The organism is Paenibacillus sp. CF095 (genome assembly GCF_900101225.1).
Taxonomy (GTDB): Bacteria; Bacillota; Bacilli; order Paenibacillales; family Paenibacillaceae; genus Paenibacillus.
The window spans coordinates 146,005-166,889 of record NZ_FMZN01000003.1 but is presented as its reverse complement, the minus strand read 5'-3'; the positions used below and the strand labels follow the sequence as shown (position 1 = coordinate 166,889).

General features: G+C 38.0%; 19 protein-coding genes and 3 CRISPR repeat arrays. Of the genes, 3 read left to right on the top strand and 16 right to left on the bottom strand.

Annotated features, from left to right (window positions below; all coding sequences use genetic code 11):
* Nucleotides 1–89: 89 nt before the first annotated feature.
* The 5 genes from BLS69_RS23225 to BLS69_RS32975 form a co-directional block, all read right to left on the bottom strand.
* Nucleotides 90–1,910 carry a hypothetical protein gene (locus BLS69_RS23225; RefSeq protein WP_091036888.1) on the bottom strand — a complete coding sequence of 607 codons (1,821 nt, stop codon included), beginning with the start codon at nucleotides 1,908–1,910 and terminating at the stop codon, nucleotides 90–92.
* Nucleotides 1,911–1,926: 16 nt separating this feature from the next.
* Nucleotides 1,927–2,856, bottom strand: a complete 930-nt coding sequence (locus BLS69_RS23220) for a hypothetical protein (protein ID WP_091036885.1) — start codon at nucleotides 2,854–2,856, stop codon at nucleotides 1,927–1,929.
* Complete coding sequence (locus BLS69_RS32255) at nucleotides 2,849–2,995, bottom strand: hypothetical protein (RefSeq protein ID WP_176872963.1); 147 nt, start codon at nucleotides 2,993–2,995, stop codon at nucleotides 2,849–2,851. Before BLS69_RS32255 ends, BLS69_RS23220 begins: the two co-directional genes overlap by 8 nt.
* 519 nt (nucleotides 2,996–3,514) lie before the next feature.
* Nucleotides 3,515–3,631, bottom strand: a complete 117-nt coding sequence (locus tag BLS69_RS32980; protein ID WP_091036879.1) for an IS3 family transposase — start codon at nucleotides 3,629–3,631, stop codon at nucleotides 3,515–3,517.
* Between the two features lie 137 nt (nucleotides 3,632–3,768).
* Entirely contained in the window at nucleotides 3,769–3,909 is a 141-nt protein-coding gene (locus BLS69_RS32975) for a transposase (protein ID WP_143023614.1), read from the bottom strand.
* A gap of 186 nt (nucleotides 3,910–4,095) precedes the next feature.
* Here BLS69_RS32975 and BLS69_RS23205 point away from each other — a divergent pair, with 186 nt between their 5' ends.
* Entirely contained in the window at nucleotides 4,096–4,707 is a 612-nt protein-coding gene (locus tag BLS69_RS23205; RefSeq protein WP_091036877.1) for a hypothetical protein, read from the top strand.
* Nucleotides 4,708–5,379: 672 nt separating this feature from the next.
* Nucleotides 5,380–5,823: a CRISPR direct-repeat array (repeat unit 19 nt; unit sequence TTTCAATCCACGCACTCCA).
* Nucleotides 5,824–6,671: 848 nt separating this feature from the next.
* Here BLS69_RS23205 and BLS69_RS23200 read toward each other — a convergent pair.
* A complete protein-coding gene (locus BLS69_RS23200) occupies nucleotides 6,672–7,028 on the bottom strand; it encodes a hypothetical protein (protein ID WP_091036874.1) in 357 nt (118 codons plus the stop codon).
* A gap of 342 nt (nucleotides 7,029–7,370) precedes the next feature.
* On the opposite strand from BLS69_RS23200, the gene BLS69_RS23195 reads away from it, so the two are divergent.
* Nucleotides 7,371–7,580 (top strand): helix-turn-helix domain-containing protein, encoded by a 210-nt coding sequence (locus BLS69_RS23195; protein ID WP_091036871.1) that lies wholly within the window; start codon nucleotides 7,371–7,373, stop codon nucleotides 7,578–7,580.
* 767 nt (nucleotides 7,581–8,347) lie between these two features.
* Here the strand turns inward: BLS69_RS23195 and BLS69_RS23185 are convergent.
* Nucleotides 8,348–9,367, bottom strand: coding sequence for a DUF3298 and DUF4163 domain-containing protein (locus tag BLS69_RS23185; protein WP_091036866.1), 1,020 nt, complete (start codon nucleotides 9,365–9,367; stop codon nucleotides 8,348–8,350).
* Between the two features lie 452 nt (nucleotides 9,368–9,819).
* Nucleotides 9,820–10,122: a hypothetical protein gene (locus BLS69_RS23180; protein WP_091036862.1), complete on the bottom strand. Its 303-nt coding sequence runs from the start codon at nucleotides 10,120–10,122 to the stop codon at nucleotides 9,820–9,822.
* Nucleotides 10,123–10,244: 122 nt separating this feature from the next.
* On the opposite strand from BLS69_RS23180, the gene BLS69_RS23175 reads away from it, so the two are divergent.
* On the top strand, nucleotides 10,245–10,481 hold the full coding sequence (locus tag BLS69_RS23175) for a hypothetical protein (RefSeq protein ID WP_091036859.1): 237 nt from the start codon (nucleotides 10,245–10,247) through the stop codon (nucleotides 10,479–10,481).
* A 663-nt stretch (nucleotides 10,482–11,144) separates the two neighbouring features.
* Here the strand turns inward: BLS69_RS23175 and BLS69_RS23170 are convergent.
* The 8 genes from BLS69_RS23170 to BLS69_RS32240 form a co-directional block, all read right to left on the bottom strand.
* Complete coding sequence (locus tag BLS69_RS23170) at nucleotides 11,145–11,543, bottom strand: PIN domain-containing protein (RefSeq protein ID WP_091036856.1); 399 nt, start codon at nucleotides 11,541–11,543, stop codon at nucleotides 11,145–11,147.
* 2 nt (nucleotides 11,544–11,545) lie between these two features.
* Nucleotides 11,546–11,806 carry an AbrB/MazE/SpoVT family DNA-binding domain-containing protein gene (locus BLS69_RS23165; protein ID WP_091036854.1) on the bottom strand — a complete coding sequence of 87 codons (261 nt, stop codon included), beginning with the start codon at nucleotides 11,804–11,806 and terminating at the stop codon, nucleotides 11,546–11,548.
* A 1,402-nt stretch (nucleotides 11,807–13,208) separates the two neighbouring features.
* Nucleotides 13,209–13,385, bottom strand: coding sequence for a hypothetical protein (locus BLS69_RS32250; protein ID WP_176872961.1), 177 nt, complete (start codon nucleotides 13,383–13,385; stop codon nucleotides 13,209–13,211).
* A 545-nt stretch (nucleotides 13,386–13,930) separates the two neighbouring features.
* Nucleotides 13,931–14,435: a CRISPR direct-repeat array (repeat unit 33 nt; unit sequence ATTTCAATCCACGCACTCCATACGGAGTGCGAC).
* A gap of 546 nt (nucleotides 14,436–14,981) precedes the next feature.
* Nucleotides 14,982–15,131 (bottom strand): hypothetical protein, encoded by a 150-nt coding sequence (locus tag BLS69_RS32245; protein WP_176872959.1) that lies wholly within the window; start codon nucleotides 15,129–15,131, stop codon nucleotides 14,982–14,984.
* Nucleotides 15,132–15,162: 31 nt separating this feature from the next.
* A complete protein-coding gene (locus BLS69_RS23160; protein ID WP_091036851.1) occupies nucleotides 15,163–15,981 on the bottom strand; it encodes a type II toxin-antitoxin system SpoIISA family toxin in 819 nt (272 codons plus the stop codon).
* A 1,003-nt stretch (nucleotides 15,982–16,984) separates the two neighbouring features.
* Nucleotides 16,985–17,964: a CRISPR direct-repeat array (repeat unit 33 nt; unit sequence ATTTCAATCCACGCACTCCGTACGGAGTGCGAC).
* Nucleotides 17,965–18,315: 351 nt separating this feature from the next.
* Entirely contained in the window at nucleotides 18,316–19,137 is an 822-nt protein-coding gene (locus BLS69_RS23150) for a nuclease-related domain-containing protein (RefSeq protein ID WP_091036846.1), read from the bottom strand.
* Nucleotides 19,138–19,480: 343 nt separating this feature from the next.
* Complete coding sequence (locus BLS69_RS23145) at nucleotides 19,481–20,470, bottom strand: hypothetical protein (protein ID WP_091036844.1); 990 nt, start codon at nucleotides 20,468–20,470, stop codon at nucleotides 19,481–19,483.
* Between the two features lie 143 nt (nucleotides 20,471–20,613).
* A complete protein-coding gene (locus tag BLS69_RS32240; protein WP_176872958.1) occupies nucleotides 20,614–20,751 on the bottom strand; it encodes a hypothetical protein in 138 nt (45 codons plus the stop codon).
* Between the last annotated feature and the right edge of the window lie 134 nt (nucleotides 20,752–20,885).

The following is a 20,885-nucleotide window of genomic DNA, read 5'->3' as shown; positions in this document are numbered from 1 at the left end:
TCCAAATCTCCTGTTATCGACTATTTAACATTGAACAGCAAACAGAGATCACAATAATAATTAAAATTATCCCAATGATATAGAGCATATTAATATGCAACCCCCAAATAGCTTTTCCATTCTTTTTCGAAGTCGATATTCATATCGAACAGTCGATTTATCTTTTCAAGCTCATGAATAACAGAATCTTTATGTGGATCAATCTCCTGTAAACGTTGCTTGGTCTCTTCGATCTCGAAAGCAATCTCCTTGAGCCTTAGTTCTGTCCCCCTCTGTTGTGAAGAAGTCAGTCCCTCTAGCTCTTGCAAGTACAGTTCATTTTCACGTTGAAATACCTTTTGAATATTTGCCATGAGAAGACCATGACGAACACTAAAAAGATCAGCTTTCTCCAAAACAAGCATAACTAGATTAGAACAGAGGACTGTAGCAATTATTTGTAATGGTAATAATAATGGTTCTGGGATAGCAAACTGTCGTTCTACATATTCAAATAACATCTCTAGTACAAAAGATGTTACCGTCACGGATATTAAATTAAAGACGGCATCTGCCTTTTGACTTGGAGTGGCATTTTTATCGCCAATAATTCTTGCTGCATCGACGAGGGACAGTACAAGACTCTTAGCAAGTTTAAGCATCCGCTTTACAGTAGCTTTCACAAGATTAATCAGGATATCAAAGAAGGACTTCAAAAACTTTTTCAGCCCTTGATTCATGATATTTTTAAATATAGATCCTATTTTGGAATACACGTACCGAACCACTCGTTCTCCTGCTTTCTCGAGTTTCCTTAATACTTCTTTTAATTTGAGTTTCCTATTTTTTAAGATGACCCGAATCTCATAAATAAGGGCAGGTACTGCATAATAGACGACTTGTCCGGCAACGATTTTGCTCAAAGACTTTGTGGTATGTTTACCAGCATCATTGACGACCTTCTTATAGTCTGTCTCCTTCAATAGGACTTTACTTTCTTCATTTTGTGACTTGCGATAATTTTTAACTAGTTCGGATTTCACTTGTTTTGAGACTTTCCCATTCCCGTCAAGATATCCACTATCCTGAAGTTTTTTCTTCGGTTCGCCTTGAAGGTGTTCCCAGCGACTGGCAACCGCGTTTGCCATCTCATGTGGAGTTGCTCGATGAGTTATATCTACTTTTTCGTAGCTCACACCATTTTCATTTTTTACCTTCACGCTTACCTCTACTCTAACATCGCCTTTGGATTGGTTGGCAGTTTCAAACATCATTGTGAAATTATCCGAAGAATTATAAAATTCTTTAATCCTATCTTCTGCTTTGTCCTTCAAATAACGGTTGTAGACATATGCTGAGCTTAATGCCTGCGTGTGCTCCACATGTAACTGACTCACTCGTTTGCCTTGAGAGTTTAACCTTGAGGCTTCTATACCTTCTGTGTAATCATCCTGCATTGAACCCTCTGTATGACGACGCTCTCGGTATTGTTTCTTCCCCTTTTGAATCATTCCAGAGTCTTTATAACGCGGATGAGCATTCTCACTCTTTTCAAACAATTTTTGTTTCGAATTTTCCAAATCGTTCATTATCGTTTTCATAGTTCCAGCATTATCGGGATCATTGTAGTTGAAGACTAGTTTTTGTACGTCTTGTCCTGCAGCAAGTGGATCATATTCATCATCGTAATTGAACTCCAATATTCTTCGCATCATTTGATCAACAGTAATATGATAATCCGAAGTATCAAAGAAATTCCGAACGAGTTCACCTGCCAGGTCTCTACCAGAATTTCTAATTAACTGTGATCCGAAATCATTGTTGAGTAGTTTTTTCATTTCTAGGTTAATATTTGTGATTGCTGATTCGTAAAGTCTCTGTTCCTGTTCCAGAAGTATTGCTCTACTATGTACTACTTGTCGAATATTCATATACAGTCCTTTCCCCTCAGCCTATACGATATTGTTCAATTTTCTCACGTTGTGTCGTTACGATACGTCTGTAATTAGAAACAACTTCTCGTTCTTTTTCATGCTTTTCATTAGTCAGCAAATTTGTTAGTACAGGAGTATTATAAATTCTAGAAGATATAACGAAGAAAAATAAAGCATTCTTCACAAATTTATAGTGTTTCTGGTACCGGCTAGTAGCTAATAATCCTGGATCAGTTACTGTGGTTACAGACAGTTCTTGATTGGCAATCAGTTGATTTTTTAAAGTCTCACATTGTAAGAAGGCCTGAATCAGCTCCAGTTCTGGCATGACTTTTGACTCAATCGTGTCACTAATGGACTCAACACTTTTTTGATACATATCTATAATTTGAATATCTTCTTCTACAAATCGCAATTTCAATTTACTATTTTCCAACATCTGATTACCCTCAATTGTGAATTCCTCGATTCGTTGAGCCGTCTTTTTATTCTTATTTCTTGTTTCAACAGTTACACCCAACATAGTTTTGAAGAATGTCTTTGCGAAAACATCACCCTTGCTCCAATCAATCTTCTCAATATAATCATCGATCGCTTCAAATTTCTTATGAGGTAGTTCAATCTGATTTTGCTGTTCCTCTGCTGTAAAATCTTTGACCGAATTGATATTACCAAATTGGGAAAGAAACATACCTAAATAAGCAACATTTCGTTTGATCTTAGTTTCCCGAACCTTGTTCAGTTCTTCAATGCGAGTATTGAACCGATTGACTGTTCTATTTATTTTTTCAATTAAGAGACTGATATCGCTTCTATATGTATCGTATAATCGTTTTAATCGATCAACTTGTTCTCTCCGCTCTTTTTCTCCCGTCAGGCCTTGGACTAGGTCTGCTGAACGATCAAGTACATTACTAGCAAACTGTTTCATTTTATTAATCATTGTCTTTATCCTCCGTATTGTAATACACAAAATCGGTATGTATCTTACGATCCTTACATGCTGTAATGATACCGTCTTCAACTAAAAACTCGAATCGCTCATCCTTACAAATGACAAATCGCTTCGTCAGGCCTTCCATTCGAAATACACCTGCTTTCGACGTATACGTGTGATTAATTTTAATCCGAGACCTAGATTTACGTATGTAAAGGACATATGCTAATGCAACCGAAAGTAAAACTGCAGAAACAAATCCGTATACCATCTATATTCACTTCCTTATGATTTTGTTGGAAATATTCTAGTTCTTTATAACTACTAGAGTAAACTTTACAACATTTTTTTTCATTTGAATACTATGATTTAACATGTTTTGAAGAAGGTTACTATCACTGTTCACAACAAACAATTATGAATAGTTCATTGTTAAAAGAGAATTTTTTAAATTCATCATGCAAATTGTACTTCCTTTGTTAGCTGAGCAGCTAAACCGTTCTGAAGCATAATATTATAGAGCCCGTATCCATAAGTTTTAAATTTCCCTGTCCTTCAATGGTTCGGCTGGTTTGTTAATTTCTATTTAGATGGTTATCCGAAATGACGTAAGTCTCTTTCTTGCCGTAGTAAGTTCTTTTCCTACGAAGAACTGTCTGAAGTCCTAATATTCGTCTATGATTCGCTGTACACACTTGTGGCTCATATGGATGGCGTAGGTACGCTTCAGCCAGATTTTCACTCTGCAGTATCCATATGTACCTCTGAACCTCTCGTACATTCAACGATTTTAAGTCTCATCCCTCGCCTTTGAGTTGCTTCGGCGAAATATTCGTTTGTCGGTTTAACCACTTCTAGATACTCCAACCAGGTTGCATAGTAGACTAAGGTTGTAATTCTTATGAAGCAATTCCTTAATCACCTCAAACTTTTTGCTGCTCGGCGAACCAAGACATCGTCAATCTCCATTTCACGTGCTACACTCTTATAACCCAACCCCTTTTTGAGATAGAGGTCAACTATCTTTTTCTTAAACTTCTTATCGTACGTTTTTCTCATTTAGTCCAATACAACATTGATCAAGCCCAGAGGCGACATAATAGTATAAAGCTGAGTTGAATAACATTGCATAAATTACAATTCTCACTAATTATGACATTACACAATTCTTTTGAATTTCATAAATATAAAATTAATAATCATAAGTTCCGATATAGATATTACAAATCAGAGGGCGGTGTGTACATGTTTGAAAGCTTAAAAGAAAATTGGTTCACTTTCTCGGTTTCTACTCTTTCACCTTTAGTCATTATTTCAGGTATACTCCTATTGTTAGCTAATAAGCATGAACGAAAATTGTTAACTCCACGAAAGACTCTTTATCGGAAAATAATTAAAATTTTAATTTTATCTAGTCTTGGAGCAACCTTGGCCTCAGGCTGCATCTTACTGATAGCTTCAATATTAAATAGAGATGATATTATATTTAAAATTTCTGATCTAGTGCTCTACTTTGTGATCTATTTAGTAGTTATGCCTATTACTATCAATTGGGCAGAAAAAAAAGAAATAATATACCACTGGATTTATCTCGAGAAATACCAGTATACCCCTTTACTAATATATAAAGTTACTTTTAATAACAGATTGCTACTCTCATCTATAGCATCCCCTGATGACAAACTTGATAAAGGATTTATTATTATTGAAGACATCTCAATTCTTGACAATGAAAAAATTCACTTTATTGGACCGAAAAAAAAGAACATTTTCTCTGTATATCGTCCAAAAATAGAGGATTTAATTGCAGCCATTGAAAAAAACTCTCCAAAAACAAACAGAGACGAAGATCAGTAAAGGCCTTCGTCTCTGTTTGAAATGTAATTTCTCAGTAGTAGATAAGGCAAAACTCACTTTCTCATCCCTGAAGTTATAAAGTTCAGTTTATTGGATCTGATTTACTCACAGTAGCTTAGGAAATTGAAAACTATAGTTAAGGTGAACTAAAGTCAGAGCACAATTCTTCCCAACACTGTTGGTTACATCAAAAGTGAATAAAAGTCCTGTACAAAGGCTCTTTATAAGTTAAGAGTTCTTTTCATAACTCTTCATCTGATTACGTTACGTCTCCGTATCCATAATGAAACATCTCTTCTTTATAAGGCTCTAAAGCATAATCCATGAACTTCTGATACAAGTTTACTTACTTCATCAGATGCTTCGGAAAATTTTTGTTGGATTGCTCTAGGTACTATATAAGTTACGTTCACTAGGTAGGTTTATTTGTAAGTAGGATAGTTTATTCTGGTCAAGATAGTTGTGTCTTCGAAATAGTAATCGTCTTGATACCTATACCTACTAACCGAATAATATTGTCACTACCGCATGCATATGCATACTCCCTCACTTCTATTTCATAATGTTCCATCTTATTCGCAAATGGATAACTCCCTTTACTCTATTTTATCTATTGCACTCACACAGAGTGCGACCTCAAGCAGCCGAGTATAGTAGAATTATTGGAATTATTTCAATCCACACACTCCATACAGAGTGCGACATAAGGCCATTTTCGACGTGGACTATCTCAGAATATTTCAATCCACGCACTCATCCAGAGTGCGACAAGGTGCCCATTACATATGCGAACATGAAAGACTAGTTTCAGTTCACGCACTCCACACGGAGGGCGACTGGGGATGATTTAGATTGGTGATTGCACTAGCTAAGATTTCAATCCACGCACTCCATACGGAGTGCGACTGGCATCAAAGGAACTCCCTTGACATATACTGCGATTTCAATCCACGCACTCCATACAGAGTGCGACTGCAAGTTAGTAAGGTAGTTGAATAGCCTCTTTCTTATTTCAATCCACGCACTCCATACAGAGTGCGACGGCAAAGAAGCCAAAAAACATGTAGCTGAAGCACTATTTCAATCCACGCACTCCATACAGAGTGCGACAGCGAAAAACAACGTAATCCCCCTATTTAATGAGAAGATATATACGTCTTTTCGCTATTACAACTTCTTTATAACCATTACTCAAATCACTTTAACATGAAATCGTTACCAAAAGGTCAAAACCAGACGTTTTCGACAATTTTCGAGGTGCGAATCTCCTAGGAAAATCATGTGAGCTTGGCATTCGCACCAGTTGAAGTATTAATGGATAACCCATTCCAGTTCGAATCTGAGTCGTCCAAACTGGCAGCTTCTAGTAAACATTCAAACACCAATTTTTGTACTCGCTATCCGTAATCTACACTCTTTTTACCACTTTGATAGCCCAATGTCTCTCATGCTTACAACATACCGAAATACAATCATTACACCTACTTCCAGAGCATCGAAGTATATTATCCTTATTCACACGAATTGTCTTTCCAACAATAAAGCTTGGGTATGTGGTTCAAGACCCCAAGGAATTTTTGCATTTACATGTGAATGCATTAATCGTCTCCTGGCACTTCATTTAGGATGTGACAGCAGAAAGTGTAGTATAGACGTTTCTCAAAAGATATTTTTAACATTATTTAGTCTTTTATTAAATGATAATAAATTCATATTAATACAGATAATCTATTTAACTCAAGAAATATGTTGCCAAAGGAGCGCTACAAGCTTAATCGAAATTTTTCGATGTGCGGATCTCCTAGAGATTTTTTATGTGAGCTTTACGTTCATACCATTAAAGTAGCGCTTTTTATAGGTCTAATCTTTGTTGATTTAGAGCTTTCATTTTCATAAAATAACATTTTAAAAAATATCCAATGTATTTGATCTCATTCTATATGGTACTAATATGACCATCGTATCTAATTTTTTTGAAATCGATCAAGCCTCAAATTCATATCAACGCGTTCTGGGGTCCACAATAAGACTTCCGTGAGAAAAGTCAAAGCATCCATGCCACACAATCTATTCATGATTGACTCTATCAGTTCTTTTATATTTCCTTGTGTGTGTTCGGCGAGAATTATCCCTCCGCTATCTCCATTAATATATAAGTGTTCTACATGCGCAACTTTATGCACATGGCGCAGCCATAGCGATCCTTCGTCAAGGAAAAAGATATAACTTTCATTCATAACATAGCCTTGATAAATATCAAAATCCTGGCCGTCATCTAAAGGACCTACCACTATAGAAGCTAATTCAATAAGGTTTGACATACTCAGGAACACCTCTTTTCATTAAATCGTCATAAACTCTCTTATCTCTTTTAACTTATCAGAGATGTACAATTACATGCTTTTCCTTGCAACCTCACAATCTTCATTGATACTTAAATTAAAATCATATTTCATGCATAGTAACTCTTCATCTGAGGTATCGCCTCCATACCAAAAACATTTAATACGTTTTATAAAATAAAAAGTTCGATTTATTATACATATAGTACAACAAATCAAACTTTTGTTCAATAATTATTCGCACAAAAAGTTCGCCTTCTTGTATTTATAGTCCATATTCAATAAAATACACGTATATACATGCTTTCTTGGAGGTTAATGATGGCATTAAAACCTAGCTATAAACCAATGGAAATAACTCTGATCAAAAAGGACAAAACTAAAACTTATCTGCGTACTCAACTAGGTATTTCTCCTTCTACACTAGCGAAAATGTCTAATGGAGAGTTCGTTGCGTTAAGTGTAATCGCACGAATTTGCGAAGAGCTTCAATGCCGAATAGAAGAGGTTGTTGAATTTATAGAGGAGTAGATAAAGAGGATATCTCAAAGCTATATGATGCGAGACTATACTTTTTTAGTGAATCTGAAAAAAGGTGTTTTTTTGGGGGGGATTTACTTTATAGAGATAAACTTTCCTACATTTCACATTGATCTACGATATTTACAAACACAAACCGGTTCTACTTTCCAATAAAATAATTTTATGTTCATGTTGCAAGAGTTCCTATAACTGCTTTTTGAATAATTATTGATAAAAGAACCTCTCTTAATTCTATTTAAGATTCAATCTTCCTCTAGTATTAAATCCCCCCAATTGGGCAATAGTTTTTAATAAAATGAAACAACTTGTGCGGAAATGAAGTTCAAGCGATCACCTCCTTTCAGCAGATGACATCACTCACCAAAAATCGGACAAAAATATAAATTGTACCCATATACAGATACTCCGGCGAGTGTCTTTTTATTTTCCCCAGCCGCCCGGATTACAAATACAATGCCCCCCAAACTTTTATAAATGTTATCCTTATTCGATTCGAAAAATAGAAGTCTTTCTATCTCCTTGCAAAAATGGCCAGTGTATTTCATCTTACACATACATACAAAGTGCACTACAGCCCCTGAAGGATTTCAATCAAACTGCCCAACCTAGCGCCATCGGAGCAGTAGTTAGGTTACCTCTCCCTGCAACTTAGAAAACGCGGAAACTTGTGCGACCGCCAGGGCTATACGGTTATGCTGTTTACTGGAATTGAATTCTTAACGGATGAAAAAAGCACCCAGAAGGGTGCTTATGAATTATAACGATTTAGCAAACGTTAAAAGTTTTGAAGGTGAAATCCCATTAGTGAGATACGTATTTGATGTTACATATCCAAAAACTTCTCCTTTATAAACGAGCACTGGCGGAGTAGAAGTGTACTCGTTAAACGCGCTCTCTGATGAATAGGAACTCCCGTAATTTCCGTAACTGTTCCAAATGCTTAATCTGTTGTACTGGCTTCCGTAGGTTCCGTATTCATTGAAGATAGAGTCTCTGTCATAAGTGTTGGTTGATAAGGTTCCTAAGAAAGTTTTGAGGTCGTTTGAGTATACGTGTATATCAGATGCTAACACTCCGGAAACCTGAGTAATCTGTGGCTTTTGCGGTTTTACTGGTGCTGTGTTTTGTCCGTTTACGATAATATCATAAGGGATGTATACATCTACAAAACCCTCTGAAAAGGGAGCAACCTCATATGGATTGAATCTTACTGTGAACCCTTTGTCATTATAGAAAAACGTCCCCTTTTGGATGTCAAGAATCGTATCTGTGTACAAAATTGATCCAGGGTTAGCTTGACTTCTTTTTTCAAGAATTGATTGGAGGTACACATTCGCTCTTACTATTTTTGTTCTGCTGTCTAAGAAGTCTTTCATGTATATTCTATTACCATTGCTGGAATTGAAGTTGAAAGATTCTACCCATTGCATGTCATGTATACCTCCGGTATAGACGTAAGAATAATAAACAACAGACAAGGCACCTTGCTTGTTGTAAGCGGTTTGGACACTCGTCTTGTAATAGTAATCTTTGTTTTGCTTGATATCACTACTATTAGCTACAGAAGCAGCATTAACAGCATGAGCTTTTAATGCTTTGTTCATTTTAGATGCAGCATTCTTGTTTGGGTGGTTTACAACTTGTACATATGGTTGTCCCTTATAACTGTAAGATTTCAAGGTGACTTTACCATTGGCTGCTGAAGCTGTGCTGGACGGAAAAACGATGAATAACGAAAACAACACCACTAGTATAGATAATAAATACTTTCTCATTTCTATTCTCCTCGGTTAACTCCACATCGGCTGCGGTAATGGTAACTTCATACAGAGTGCGACCCATCGTTTACAAAACCCTTAGTGATGATGTTGATATTTCAATGCACGTACTCCATACGGAGTAAGACCATCTGCCATTACCTCACCACACTTTCTCTAAATATCTCAACCCACACACTCTATACAGAGTGCGACTAATAATCAAGGGATTCCTTGTCCCGCCCCTTAAATTGCATATTGTGGAGCTGCTGTTTGGGTAGGCGATTTCAATCCACGCACTCATAGGGAGTGTTACCAGATCCAGCTCTTTCTGTAGCTTACCGCTGCAGTCATTTCATCCATGGCAGGTAGCGGGATAGCTTAGACATCCAAATAGATGCATCCCCCAGTCGAAAGTTGGCCGGGGTGACCTACTACATTCATCGAACAGAACGTATGTACTTAATCTACTAATCTTCAATCATCTTCAGGACAATAGTATGTTTGCAATTGGGACATTTCTTTGTTGCAGTAAATGTTTTTTTTTGATTTAAATCGAGAAGGGATAACAGCTGGACTAATAAATTTGGTAGTGAAATCAGAGCAAGTAACAAAGTGATTGTACTCATTGCGGCGGTATCAATTAATGCTTTTTGATCTTGAAGCATTCCAGCCATAAAAAAACCTAGGACTATGACAAACATTACAACAAAGCCTATGTACAGTAATCCCCAATTAATCTTTGTCCATTTCCACACTGTTTTTATTTTCATTTCTTCACCTCAATATCTATTACGTCTAATGAGATTAGAAGATTCAATATTTGATGCTGAGACGGGGCATATCTTACGTGGACTGTCTTATCACCGGCAGCTGAAAAAAAGGAGCTTATGAAATGGCCATCTCACAGAAGGTAATTCAACTGATCGATCAGAAGCTTGCACCGTTGATCCGGACCGGCTGCCGCATCCATCAGATCATTATAGTATTTGCTGCAGCTAAGGAATTAGTGAAACAAGGATCGGTCCAGACGGGTTACGACATTCTGCGAGTAGAACCTAGTAATTTTGTTCCGCGTGGCAAGTCATATCTTATCGAAGATCAATATCGGGGATTCACACGGGTAAGGTAGTTCAAACAATGGAGCAATGCTCTACGCGCTTTGGAGGAATATACTGAGACTTTTCGGTAGTACCGACAGATCGGTTTCAATCGGCGAGAGGCAGCAGTCATGCAGGCATATGTTTATAGAGAGCATCACTCTACTAGTGCAACCAATCAGTAAGCAAACGGAGAATATCGTTATACATAATGTGGTTAGAGAAAGTTCAATTTTATAGCAGGAAGAAGACAATTGCTCTTGCAGACATGGAATAATTAGGGGAAAGGAGTAACTGTAGAGGGTTAATCAGATGAGAGTGCAAACAAATCGTTCGCTTTCTTTTTATCGTCCCTATGAAGCTTTATAGATAGTGACACAGTAAAACATCTCGTTAGGTTAGAAATAATTCGGGAAGCAGTTGATCGAACGATTCCATGTACTTCAGGTACCAAACTTTTGGCGAGTGTAAGTAGTTGTAAATAATTTTTTTTATTGCTGCTGAATATTATTTGGTAGCACTCCTTACAGATTTCGACCAAAACGCATTCTGGTATTGGAAACTTGCTAAACAGTTCCAATCCACGCACTCCATAAAGTGCAACTTAGAATACTTGTACCATCATTCTTTACCTGTAATGTTAATGCTTCTGCTGGTTCCACTTACCTTAGGTCCCCGCATATAACCCCCAACATTTAAAATTGATCTGGCTTGTAATACTCGCACCCAAGCTTCTTAAAATCACCGTCCCATGTTACGACTGGCATGTTAATTGTTTTTGACTTTGCGCTAAGATAACAGTCCACAATGTCAACGTTACCCTTTTCCACAAACAGCCTTAACGCATCTTTCATGTAATCTTCCTCAAAGATAATGTTATCAATTTGCGATAGATTAAGCAGGGCATTTCCTACATCAACATTAGGATGCTTGTAATGTGATTTCAGTACCCAACATGTTTCAATAATTACTGGTGATGAAACCATCATCTGAATATCTCCGCTATCTAGCATTTCAGAAAATTTTTCAAACTGCTCCTTATCGTCTTGAGTGAACAATCTTACTAATATGTTTGTATCAGCCAAAAAATCCATTGCTATTCCCCTTTTTTGTAACTGACTCCCACCATGTCTATCACTGACTTCCTAGCTTCCTGAAGATCATGTTCTTGACCCGTCTTTAAGATCCCTACAAGATCAGTTAACTTTTTCTGTTTCCTAACTTCTAATTTTGCTTCCCCATTTTGGATAATCACAATGATTTTGTCGCCTGTAGCTATACCCAGTTGTTTCCTTACCTCAACTGGAATTGTAACCTGTCCTTTTGAAGTTACCTTACCTGATTCATACACACTCATACACTACTACCTCCTACTTTATTACCTATGTTATAATGTATTACTTTAATATTCAAGTATTACTTTTCATATCAGGTAATATACATTCCAAGTAAAGTTATTTGAAATTGCATTTCTAATGCTTAGTGATTTCAGCGTCAGCATGTAAGCCCAGAGCTGTTTTACATGTTCATGTGTCCTATAACTTTCTCACTCACAAGTAGGTATTTACCGTTCCAATGTACTTCTTCAATGTGAGTTATTTCCTATTATACTGGTCATTATGGACAATATTTCAATCCACGCACTCTATACGAAGTACGACTATACGGCGTGAAGATATCAAACCGGATGCTCGCTTTTTCAATCAATGTAATCCATACGGAGTGCGACCTTACGTACTCTAATTAAATTGGAGAGGTTCATTGATTTCAATCCACGCACCCCATACAGAATGCGACTAGTCGTAGACGCGACAATTTAGCACCATCACGATTTCAACCCACGTAATCCATACGGAGTGCGACCCGTTTAGCGTCTTGAGTGGCGGCGTCATGTACTGATTTCAATCCACGCACTCCATACAGAGTGCGACAAATTCGCTCAATCGAACTCAAATTACTCCTGAAATTTCAATCCACGCACTCCATACAGAGTGCGACAGCGAAAAGTGACGTAAAAACTAGTTTTCAAGGATAGCTATTAACGTATTTTCGATATTTCTACTACTTTAAAACTCTTATGACATAAAATCATTGCCAAAAGGTCACAAAAAAGACCTTTTCGACATATTTCGTGGTGCGAATCCCCCAGGGAATTTTTAGAAGTAGAAGTTCTTTTCGAAGAATTAAACAGAAAACCATGAAATATAGACTTCTCTTACTTCGATAATATCACTTCGAAGCATCAGTAACAACGCTCTATCATTTGATTTATCAATGTGAAAGTTCCATATCTACTGAACCTCATTCAACATTTTCATGTTCTATTCTTTTACTATAACAATGTTTAAATCACCTAATTTACTTCTTAAGTTTGTATTATATAATCTCTATAATAAAAAGAATAAAGGCCTCCAAAAGGAGGCCTTTCAAGCACAATTACCATAAGGTAACGGCGTTTTTGTATAAACATCAGATAATCGCCACAACCAACACCGTTGGCGGGGAATATAGCAACACCTCTTGCAAGAAAAGTTATATCAAGGTATTCTGTTCCTGTCAAGGGAGTGTTGAATAAAATTAGTTATTCTTCGTTTAACCCTGCCGCCGCTTGACTCATTGTTACTACGATTCTTTTCTTCGACTGGAGTATCGATGCATCTCATTCAGATATAAATCCGAAAGAAGTAGGCTAATCTCATTTGCCAATTTACAGACCCTCATCGCTACATATGTGTTTATATTTCCTCCGTAACACTTCGTCAACAACTGAATTCTTTTCGTAATACCCCGAATGATTGCGGTAAAAACACAATCATCTGTATCAGCGCCCAACCTCGACGTATCTGAACAGGAATCACCAATGCACGGCGCACCATGAAGCCTGTTCTTGCAGCAGACGGACGGAAAGAATTATTTTCAGGTATAGCTCTGTTCATCTCAAAGTACCCCTGTTTCCAAATGGGTCCATACTGATCTGCATGAAAAATGTCTGTTAGTTCGAACGCCTTACGTTAGGCTCCGATACCACCTGTCTGTGCCTGGGTCAACGAAGCCGCAATATTCTTGGCGTAACGAACCGCATCGCCGATCAAGATGAGCTTGAAGCATAATGCATCACCTTTATCATAAAATGCCTTGGCCGAGGTGGTTCAATGATATAAGGGTTGACTATATCCTGTGCAGCCCACCCCATCAGCGATTCTCGAATAGATACCTATAGGATTCCGAATGCCGAGTTAGCGCCCAACCAATCACCCCATAAAGCGTAGAGCCGGGAAATGCGGGCAAACGTGTCGTTTCCTTACATTTAAGTCGAATAAGTAACGGGAGGTATTCTAGCGAAAAAATAGGTGTTTGTCTATTTATACGATACCGATATAGATCAAAGATCACAAAACTAACGGCAAGCCATTCGGAATTAACCCGAGGCGCTACATATGGAGTGCGTCAAAAATTTTACTAGAGATACTATCAATGTACAGTTTTAATCCTTGCACTCCATACAGAGTGCGATATCGTAACTCAATACTCGGCATTAACCAGGACGAATTTCGATCCACGCACTCCATACGGAGTGCGACCCTCTGTGTCGATATCAGACAGGCGCTTCAGTTGTATTTCAATCCACGCACTCCATACGGAGTGCGACGAGACTATCGACCCGATAAGCATCATCTTGTTTTCTATTTCAATCCACGCACTCCATACGGAGTGCGACAGACAGAACAGAAAAATTAAACGTTGTTTTGGAGATTTCAATCCACGCACTCCATACGGAGTGCGACGCTATGCGGCAAATGTGGAACGTCAAACTTACCTATTTCAATCCACGCACTCCATACGGAGTGCGACGAGCACTCCATCCAATCCGATGCACCTGTCAATCCATTTCAATCCACGCACTCCATACGGAGTGCGACTAACCGTCAATAGAAATGTTACTTATTTTGATGATTTCAATCCACGCACTCCATACGGAGTGCGACAGCGGAAATACACGTATTAAGTTATGTTTATAATCCCTTAATACGTATTTCCGATACTTTTTCTACATATTAGCTCCACTATATCCCACAACAGCATATAAACTCAATATCCTTGTTGCCAAAAGGTCATAAAACTGAAGATTTCGACAAATTTCGAGGTGCGAATCTCCCAGGGAAATCATGTGTGCTTAGGGTTCGCACCTGCTTCAGCTGACTTCATGGCATTTCGCAATTCATTACTACCACTGGATCAAGGATGAACTATACCCTCCGTCCTACAAGTTTCTCATTTTCGTTTCTTGAGGAGATCCAATACTTTTTTATTTTGGTCTAATATCTTTTTAATTCCCCAGTTGGGCACTGTGGTGTTAGGTTTATGATTACCTGCAGGTTTTATAAGTGTTTTTTTTCTCACAATAAGCCAGCTCCCCTATCGTTTTGTTAACAAGGGTTGGCATTATTGTAGACTTTTAAACTATCAGAAGAAGAAATAAAAAAGATGCTCTATGAAATTTCATAGAGCATCTTGGAGCACATAAACAGTAATTATCTATTTTTAAGGATATTCAGCACGTTATCGTTTGCTTTCAAAATTTTTTCTAGGCCCATATTCTTCTCAATCGTGGTCTTAGGCCGACGAACAACAACCTTATCCGGGGTTGCATCAACTTTTTTAGACTGTTTAAAAAGTGTCATAAATATCACCTCATATACTTAATATACCACACTACCCATCTATGAACCAATCAAATATCTGGACTAGATTAACAATATTATTAGCATCAATCCCATTCAATATGGCTCCAGATTCCGCTGCTTGGATAGTGATAATGAAACTATTGGTAGATCCGAAGAAAGGTACACAAATCGTATTTCCTTCCTCTACCACGTAAACTGCTGCTTCTGCTAATTCTTTACTCATTTCCTCTTTGTTCTCTTCAGGGATCAGGATACTGTTACTTCTTTCAATCTGAGAGAGAGAATTCCTTATTTTAGTCATGCGTATTTCTATGTCGCTGTCGAATTGAATCGATGTAGTAGAGATCTGTAAGCCGAAGGTATCCGTGTAATATCGAAGATACTCTTTTAACATAGACGAGTACACATCCCACTCTGGCAACTGATCCTTCTGCTCATCTGTGAGCTCGGTTAGATGATGTTGTGAGTATTGAAGAACTGCAGTAAACTGAGCTGTTTTTTGAAAACTAGAGAGAATGATCCGTTCATTATCCCGTATTGTGTTTTCGATAATTTGATCATTTTTTTTGAATTCCGTATTTCCGATCTTTTGAATACTTGGCGTTTCTAAAATAGCCAGGTCAATAAAGATAGCTATACTGGCGAATTGTACGGCTTGCACCCAATCATTTAATAGAATGTGACCGGCTAAAATCATCCCAAAATAAATAAGTGCCATAATGGCATAGGATGTTTTACGGATGTTCAACAAATTGCTTTCATACCAACCACGATTGTACCAGTGTGTTGCCGTTGCGAGTCCTGCTATGGCCATAAAGCCAATAGCCATCCATCCGAAATAAAACATGAGGTTCCTCCTAACACTGTAGACTTCTGAATGGTATACAACATATAAACTCTATTGAATTCATGAATCATATTTAAATACAACATCCCATTCTCCTGTTACTTCATTAAATCCCTCTATTAACACTTCTTCTTTAATTTGGTCGGACGCTATAGTTTGCTAAAACGTTTCATCACGAAGAATTTCATGACCAGACCAATTATAAGCTTTTATTTTACCTGGACCTAAGCCTATTAAGAGATTGACAGAGGAACAAATGAAATCAACCGAAGCAAAACGCAGACGAGAGGATTGATTGCTTAAATGCCTACTGCTGGTCAATACAACTCCAAATTTATGGATAATTTCGGCTGTTGTTTCAAGCAGACTTGATTTTTGTTTTAATCTTGGTCTGCATAGACATAGCATCGCTATTGGCAATACTGCTACTGGCGACCACTCAATTTAATATCTCATTTGAAAAGACCAAGTGTTTAAGCATCTGGTCTTTTTTTGATTTCTTTAAAAAAGTGTCGATACTTGCTACCCGGCTCTCAAATATATTCATAGTAAATACCTTACAAACCTTACATTAAAGGAGATAGTACAGTTAAAAATATACCTACTAAATCAGCTTTTAGCGAAGAATACTTTGGATTGGAAGAAAACACCTTCTTTTAGCAATTATAATTACTGGCAAGAACTGAACGACCGTATCCTTGTTCTGAATAATTCTGTGGATGAATTTTATCGTTGAGGAATAATGCTCCCCATCCTCAAATAGAACAAAGCGGAAGAAGGCATCCTTGTTGAAGACCAAAAGCCAAGCTCTCCGAGCGAAGACCTGTTCGTTAGTCTTGTTCTGGGGGAACCATCAATAAATCAGAAACACCAGTTCACTGATGCTTTGACAATTACCATAAAGCACAGGTTCTGTAATACTTGCCCCCGTCCACCAACGTTCCGAGCAGAATCAAAACGCCCAATTGTTGCAGAAGATTAGGCGACTAATCATCGGTGGTTTATTTCAATCCACGCACTCCGTACAGAGTGCGACTACCCCATGGTTTTTTTTATTAAGGAGCATGTTTAGATTTCAATCCACGCACTCCATACAGAGTGCGACTCCTTCGCCATCTTCATACTGTTTACGATTATCAAATTTCAATCCACTCACTCCATACGGAGTGCGACACCGGTTAACAAAAAAATATGCGCCGGGTAATACGATTTCAATCCACGCACTCCGTACGGAGTGCGACCCGATTTTACCCAAGCCGTTTACCGCGTCGAATACATTTCAATCCACGCACTCCGTACGGAGTGCGACCTTCTTCCTTGTTTGATTCCACCAAAGCGTTAAGGATTTCAATCCACGCACTCCGTACGGAGTGCGACCATTTCGGTAAGTCTCCAGACGTGCATTGTCTGTATTTCAATCCACGCACTCCGTACGGAGTGCGACTTGAAATAATCATCATCAACGACTGCAGCCGTTTACCATTTCAATCCACGCACTCCGTACGGAGTGCGACTCCATTTGGTCGTGCGTCCTGATAGGGTTTTAAAAATTTCAATCCACGCACTCCGTACGGAGTGCGACGCCAAAGCAATTTGAATTGGAATGTGCGTTCATAATTTCAATCCACGCACTCCGTACGGAGTGCGACCTGCGTCTCGCGGGTTTATTCCTGGTATTCAGGCGATTTCAATCCACGCACTCCGTACGGAGTGCGACATACCCCTCGATGCTGGATAAGCTTGGAGCAATATTTCAATCCACGCACTCCGTACGGAGTGCGACCCTGCTCCTTCCTTACTATAGGCCGGATGATATATTTCAATCCACGCACTCCGTAAGGAGTGCGACGTAAGGAACTACGGATCATCAAGAGTGTAGCGAATTTCAATCCACGCACTCCATACAGAGTGCGACATGCATCAACGATAGTTGGTTGCAGCTTAGGGTTTATTTCAATCCACGCACTCCATACAGAGTGCGACAGCGGAAATACACGTATCAAGTTATGTTTAAAATACCTGAATACGTATTTCCGATACTTTTTCCACATAATAGCTCCACTATATCCCACAACAGTATATAAACTCAATATTCTTGTTACCAAAAGGTCACAAAATTGAAGATTTCGACAAATTTCGAGGTGCGAATCTCCCAGGGAAATCATGTGAGCTTGGCATTCGCACCTCTACCTGGCGATTATCGAAATAGCTTATAACATAGCTTCCCTAGAGCCAAACAATAAAAAGCATACTTCCTCTCCGCATACTATTTCATACCTTGGAACCCATCACGTGAATCCTTCGCAACTGGATTCAAGTTGATTCAACTTTACACTACGCATCTTTACGATGTTGGACAAATTCCAAGTGCTTCCTTTTTATGTCCTCCGATACCTCTGTTTGTGGCAGCAGAGATTCATAAACGACTGTCGTACTTTCCTCATTTAAAACATCAGGAAGGATGTGAAATAAACCCTGTAATTGGCTTGTTAGATTCATATGTTTCGTAATAACAATGCCTTTTGATTTTACTTTGATCAAATCGATATTTGAGTCGTTATTAAATACGATAATGGAATGGAACGGTATGTCTTTATAGGGTTCACCCAAAAAAAGCTTAATAGCACGAATATGCCCCGCATTCTGCATAATTGGATTGTAAAATTCATTTCGATCCTCAATAAACGCTTGATTCCATATGCGTTCATCTTCATTCCCAACAATCACTCCCCGATAGTTTTTGGATTCAATTACATAGATTCCAGTACTATGGATGGCAACCAAGTCCACTTCAGTATATTGTCCACTGCTTGTTGGTACATAAAGAGAAGAAAGACATTTGATATGGGGGTGACTTTTTCGGACAGCATCAAGTACAATCGCTTCTCCCTGCTGCCCCTTATCGAAAAGGACTACTGGCGTATCTACAAATGAGCTACTTTGCTCACCTTCCCGTTCCTCTTCATTTCCTAAACTCCGGTCTATGCTTCTTTCCAGCTCTTCATGGGTAAGCGAGCGATTCATGGGGGTTCGGCTTGAGAAAATCCCACTAAGTAATCCTATTAAAGCTACGATTCCAAACAAAATCCCGACAACAAGTCCAAGGTGATCAAAAATCCACGTCACAATGGTTGCAGTTCTTGTTAGTAAATACACCTATCTATCACCCTCATTTAGAAACTTAGTTTGACCTATTCATAGAATGGTTCTCTACATCGAATTAAACTTACTTCCTACATAAGCCGAGTTATAGGGACCACATCTCGCATATGAAATTGTTAGCTCTACGATCAGGAAGTATTCACTTCATCGTTTTGTATGTACAAAACACATCACATACACAATAGGGATTGTTATTAGATAAATCGTGAATTCAATCATTCATTATGTTCCTAGGCCCGATTTAAACATGGATTAGTTGTTATAATCAATCATCTCCTTCTTTTCATGCTCTACTCTACTATGCAAATTACTTAACTCTAAAATTGAATTAGAAAATTTAGTTTTTGTTCATTAATATTGGTTTAAGATATTTATCCGATAATTCCGCTAGCATGCCTAAAGCATTCTCTTGTGAAATAAATCCTAGTCCTGCAGATGGGAAGGGTATTAAGAAAATGTATAAGACCCTATTATCTAATGAAATTTCTGCCTTAAAGGCTTTTTGTAATTGCCCCTTACTGTTCCTCATATCACAAGAGAATGGGAGGGATGAGAATAGATTTTTTCCAAACATTAATTCAAGAGCATCCTTCTTATAGCCAGCAGCTCCGCCAATTCCAAGGAGAATTTGTGCCCTAGATTTTGTTAGAGCATTTTTGATAATTCTAGCTCTGAGATTCGTATCTTCTTTGAAGTCACTAAAACTCGATGTGGAGTATTTTTGGGGCTTGAATCTACCTTTTGGTTTATTGAACGCTGCTAAATAAGGGTTGCCTTGATTTGGTTTATCTTCAGGAGATAGAGCTACTGCTCCATACTCATTTGGATACCATTTTCTCTCTGTTGATCTGGGAAGCGGTCTCCAGTCAATTAAAGCGGTTTGAATTCCCTCCGTTTTTGGTTTGTAGAGCTTGTCGCCAATGTATTCCTTGATTACACAAAATTCGTCGGTATTCGGAGAACCTTCAAACCAGTTGGATTGGCTGTTTCGTTCATGAGCTAGACAAAGCCTTGCAATAGCTGCATTAAAAACGCCTTTTGTAAAACCCTTAGAGTGTTTTTTTTCATAACCAGTAAACAATCCCTCAAAATCTGGATAATAAAATCCCTCTCGCCAGTTATTTGCTTCAATACAATAATTCCTTACATCCGAAGATTCATCCGTTGTAATCAATCGCGTCCTGGCTTTAACATTTTCTGTTACTGTATAACCACCCGTGCCCTCTTCATTTCCGAAAACTAAAATATCTGCATTAAGAATATCACCACAACCTATGTAGGAAAGTAATATATCGTATTCTGCCTTACTTAACCTCCAGTCCTCCACCCTGATTCCACCCTTTTGAAAGATATAATCTAATCTAAACTTGAATCCGATTAACTTGTCTCATCCAGCACGCTAGAACTTCCATTTTTAATTAGTATTCTCTGATATCCTACGTGTCGTTAGATTGCAAGTTTAATTATCTTCTAATTCTTCTTGACTTTTTTTAATTTTTCTTGTTCTCTTTTGTCCTGCATTCCATAGAGACGAACAGCTTTTCTGATATGTTTCTCAATTAAATCTAACTGAACATAGATATCTTTTAGTCCTCTCTCTTTAATCATGAATTTCCCTTTATACATGTTCATATCTAGTACTTATGACCTTGAATAACTATTTGAATCAATATCTTGATAATCAATTTGAATATCAAAAATAGGGAAGTTTTTATGTTCATCCATGAATGCTTCCCGAAACG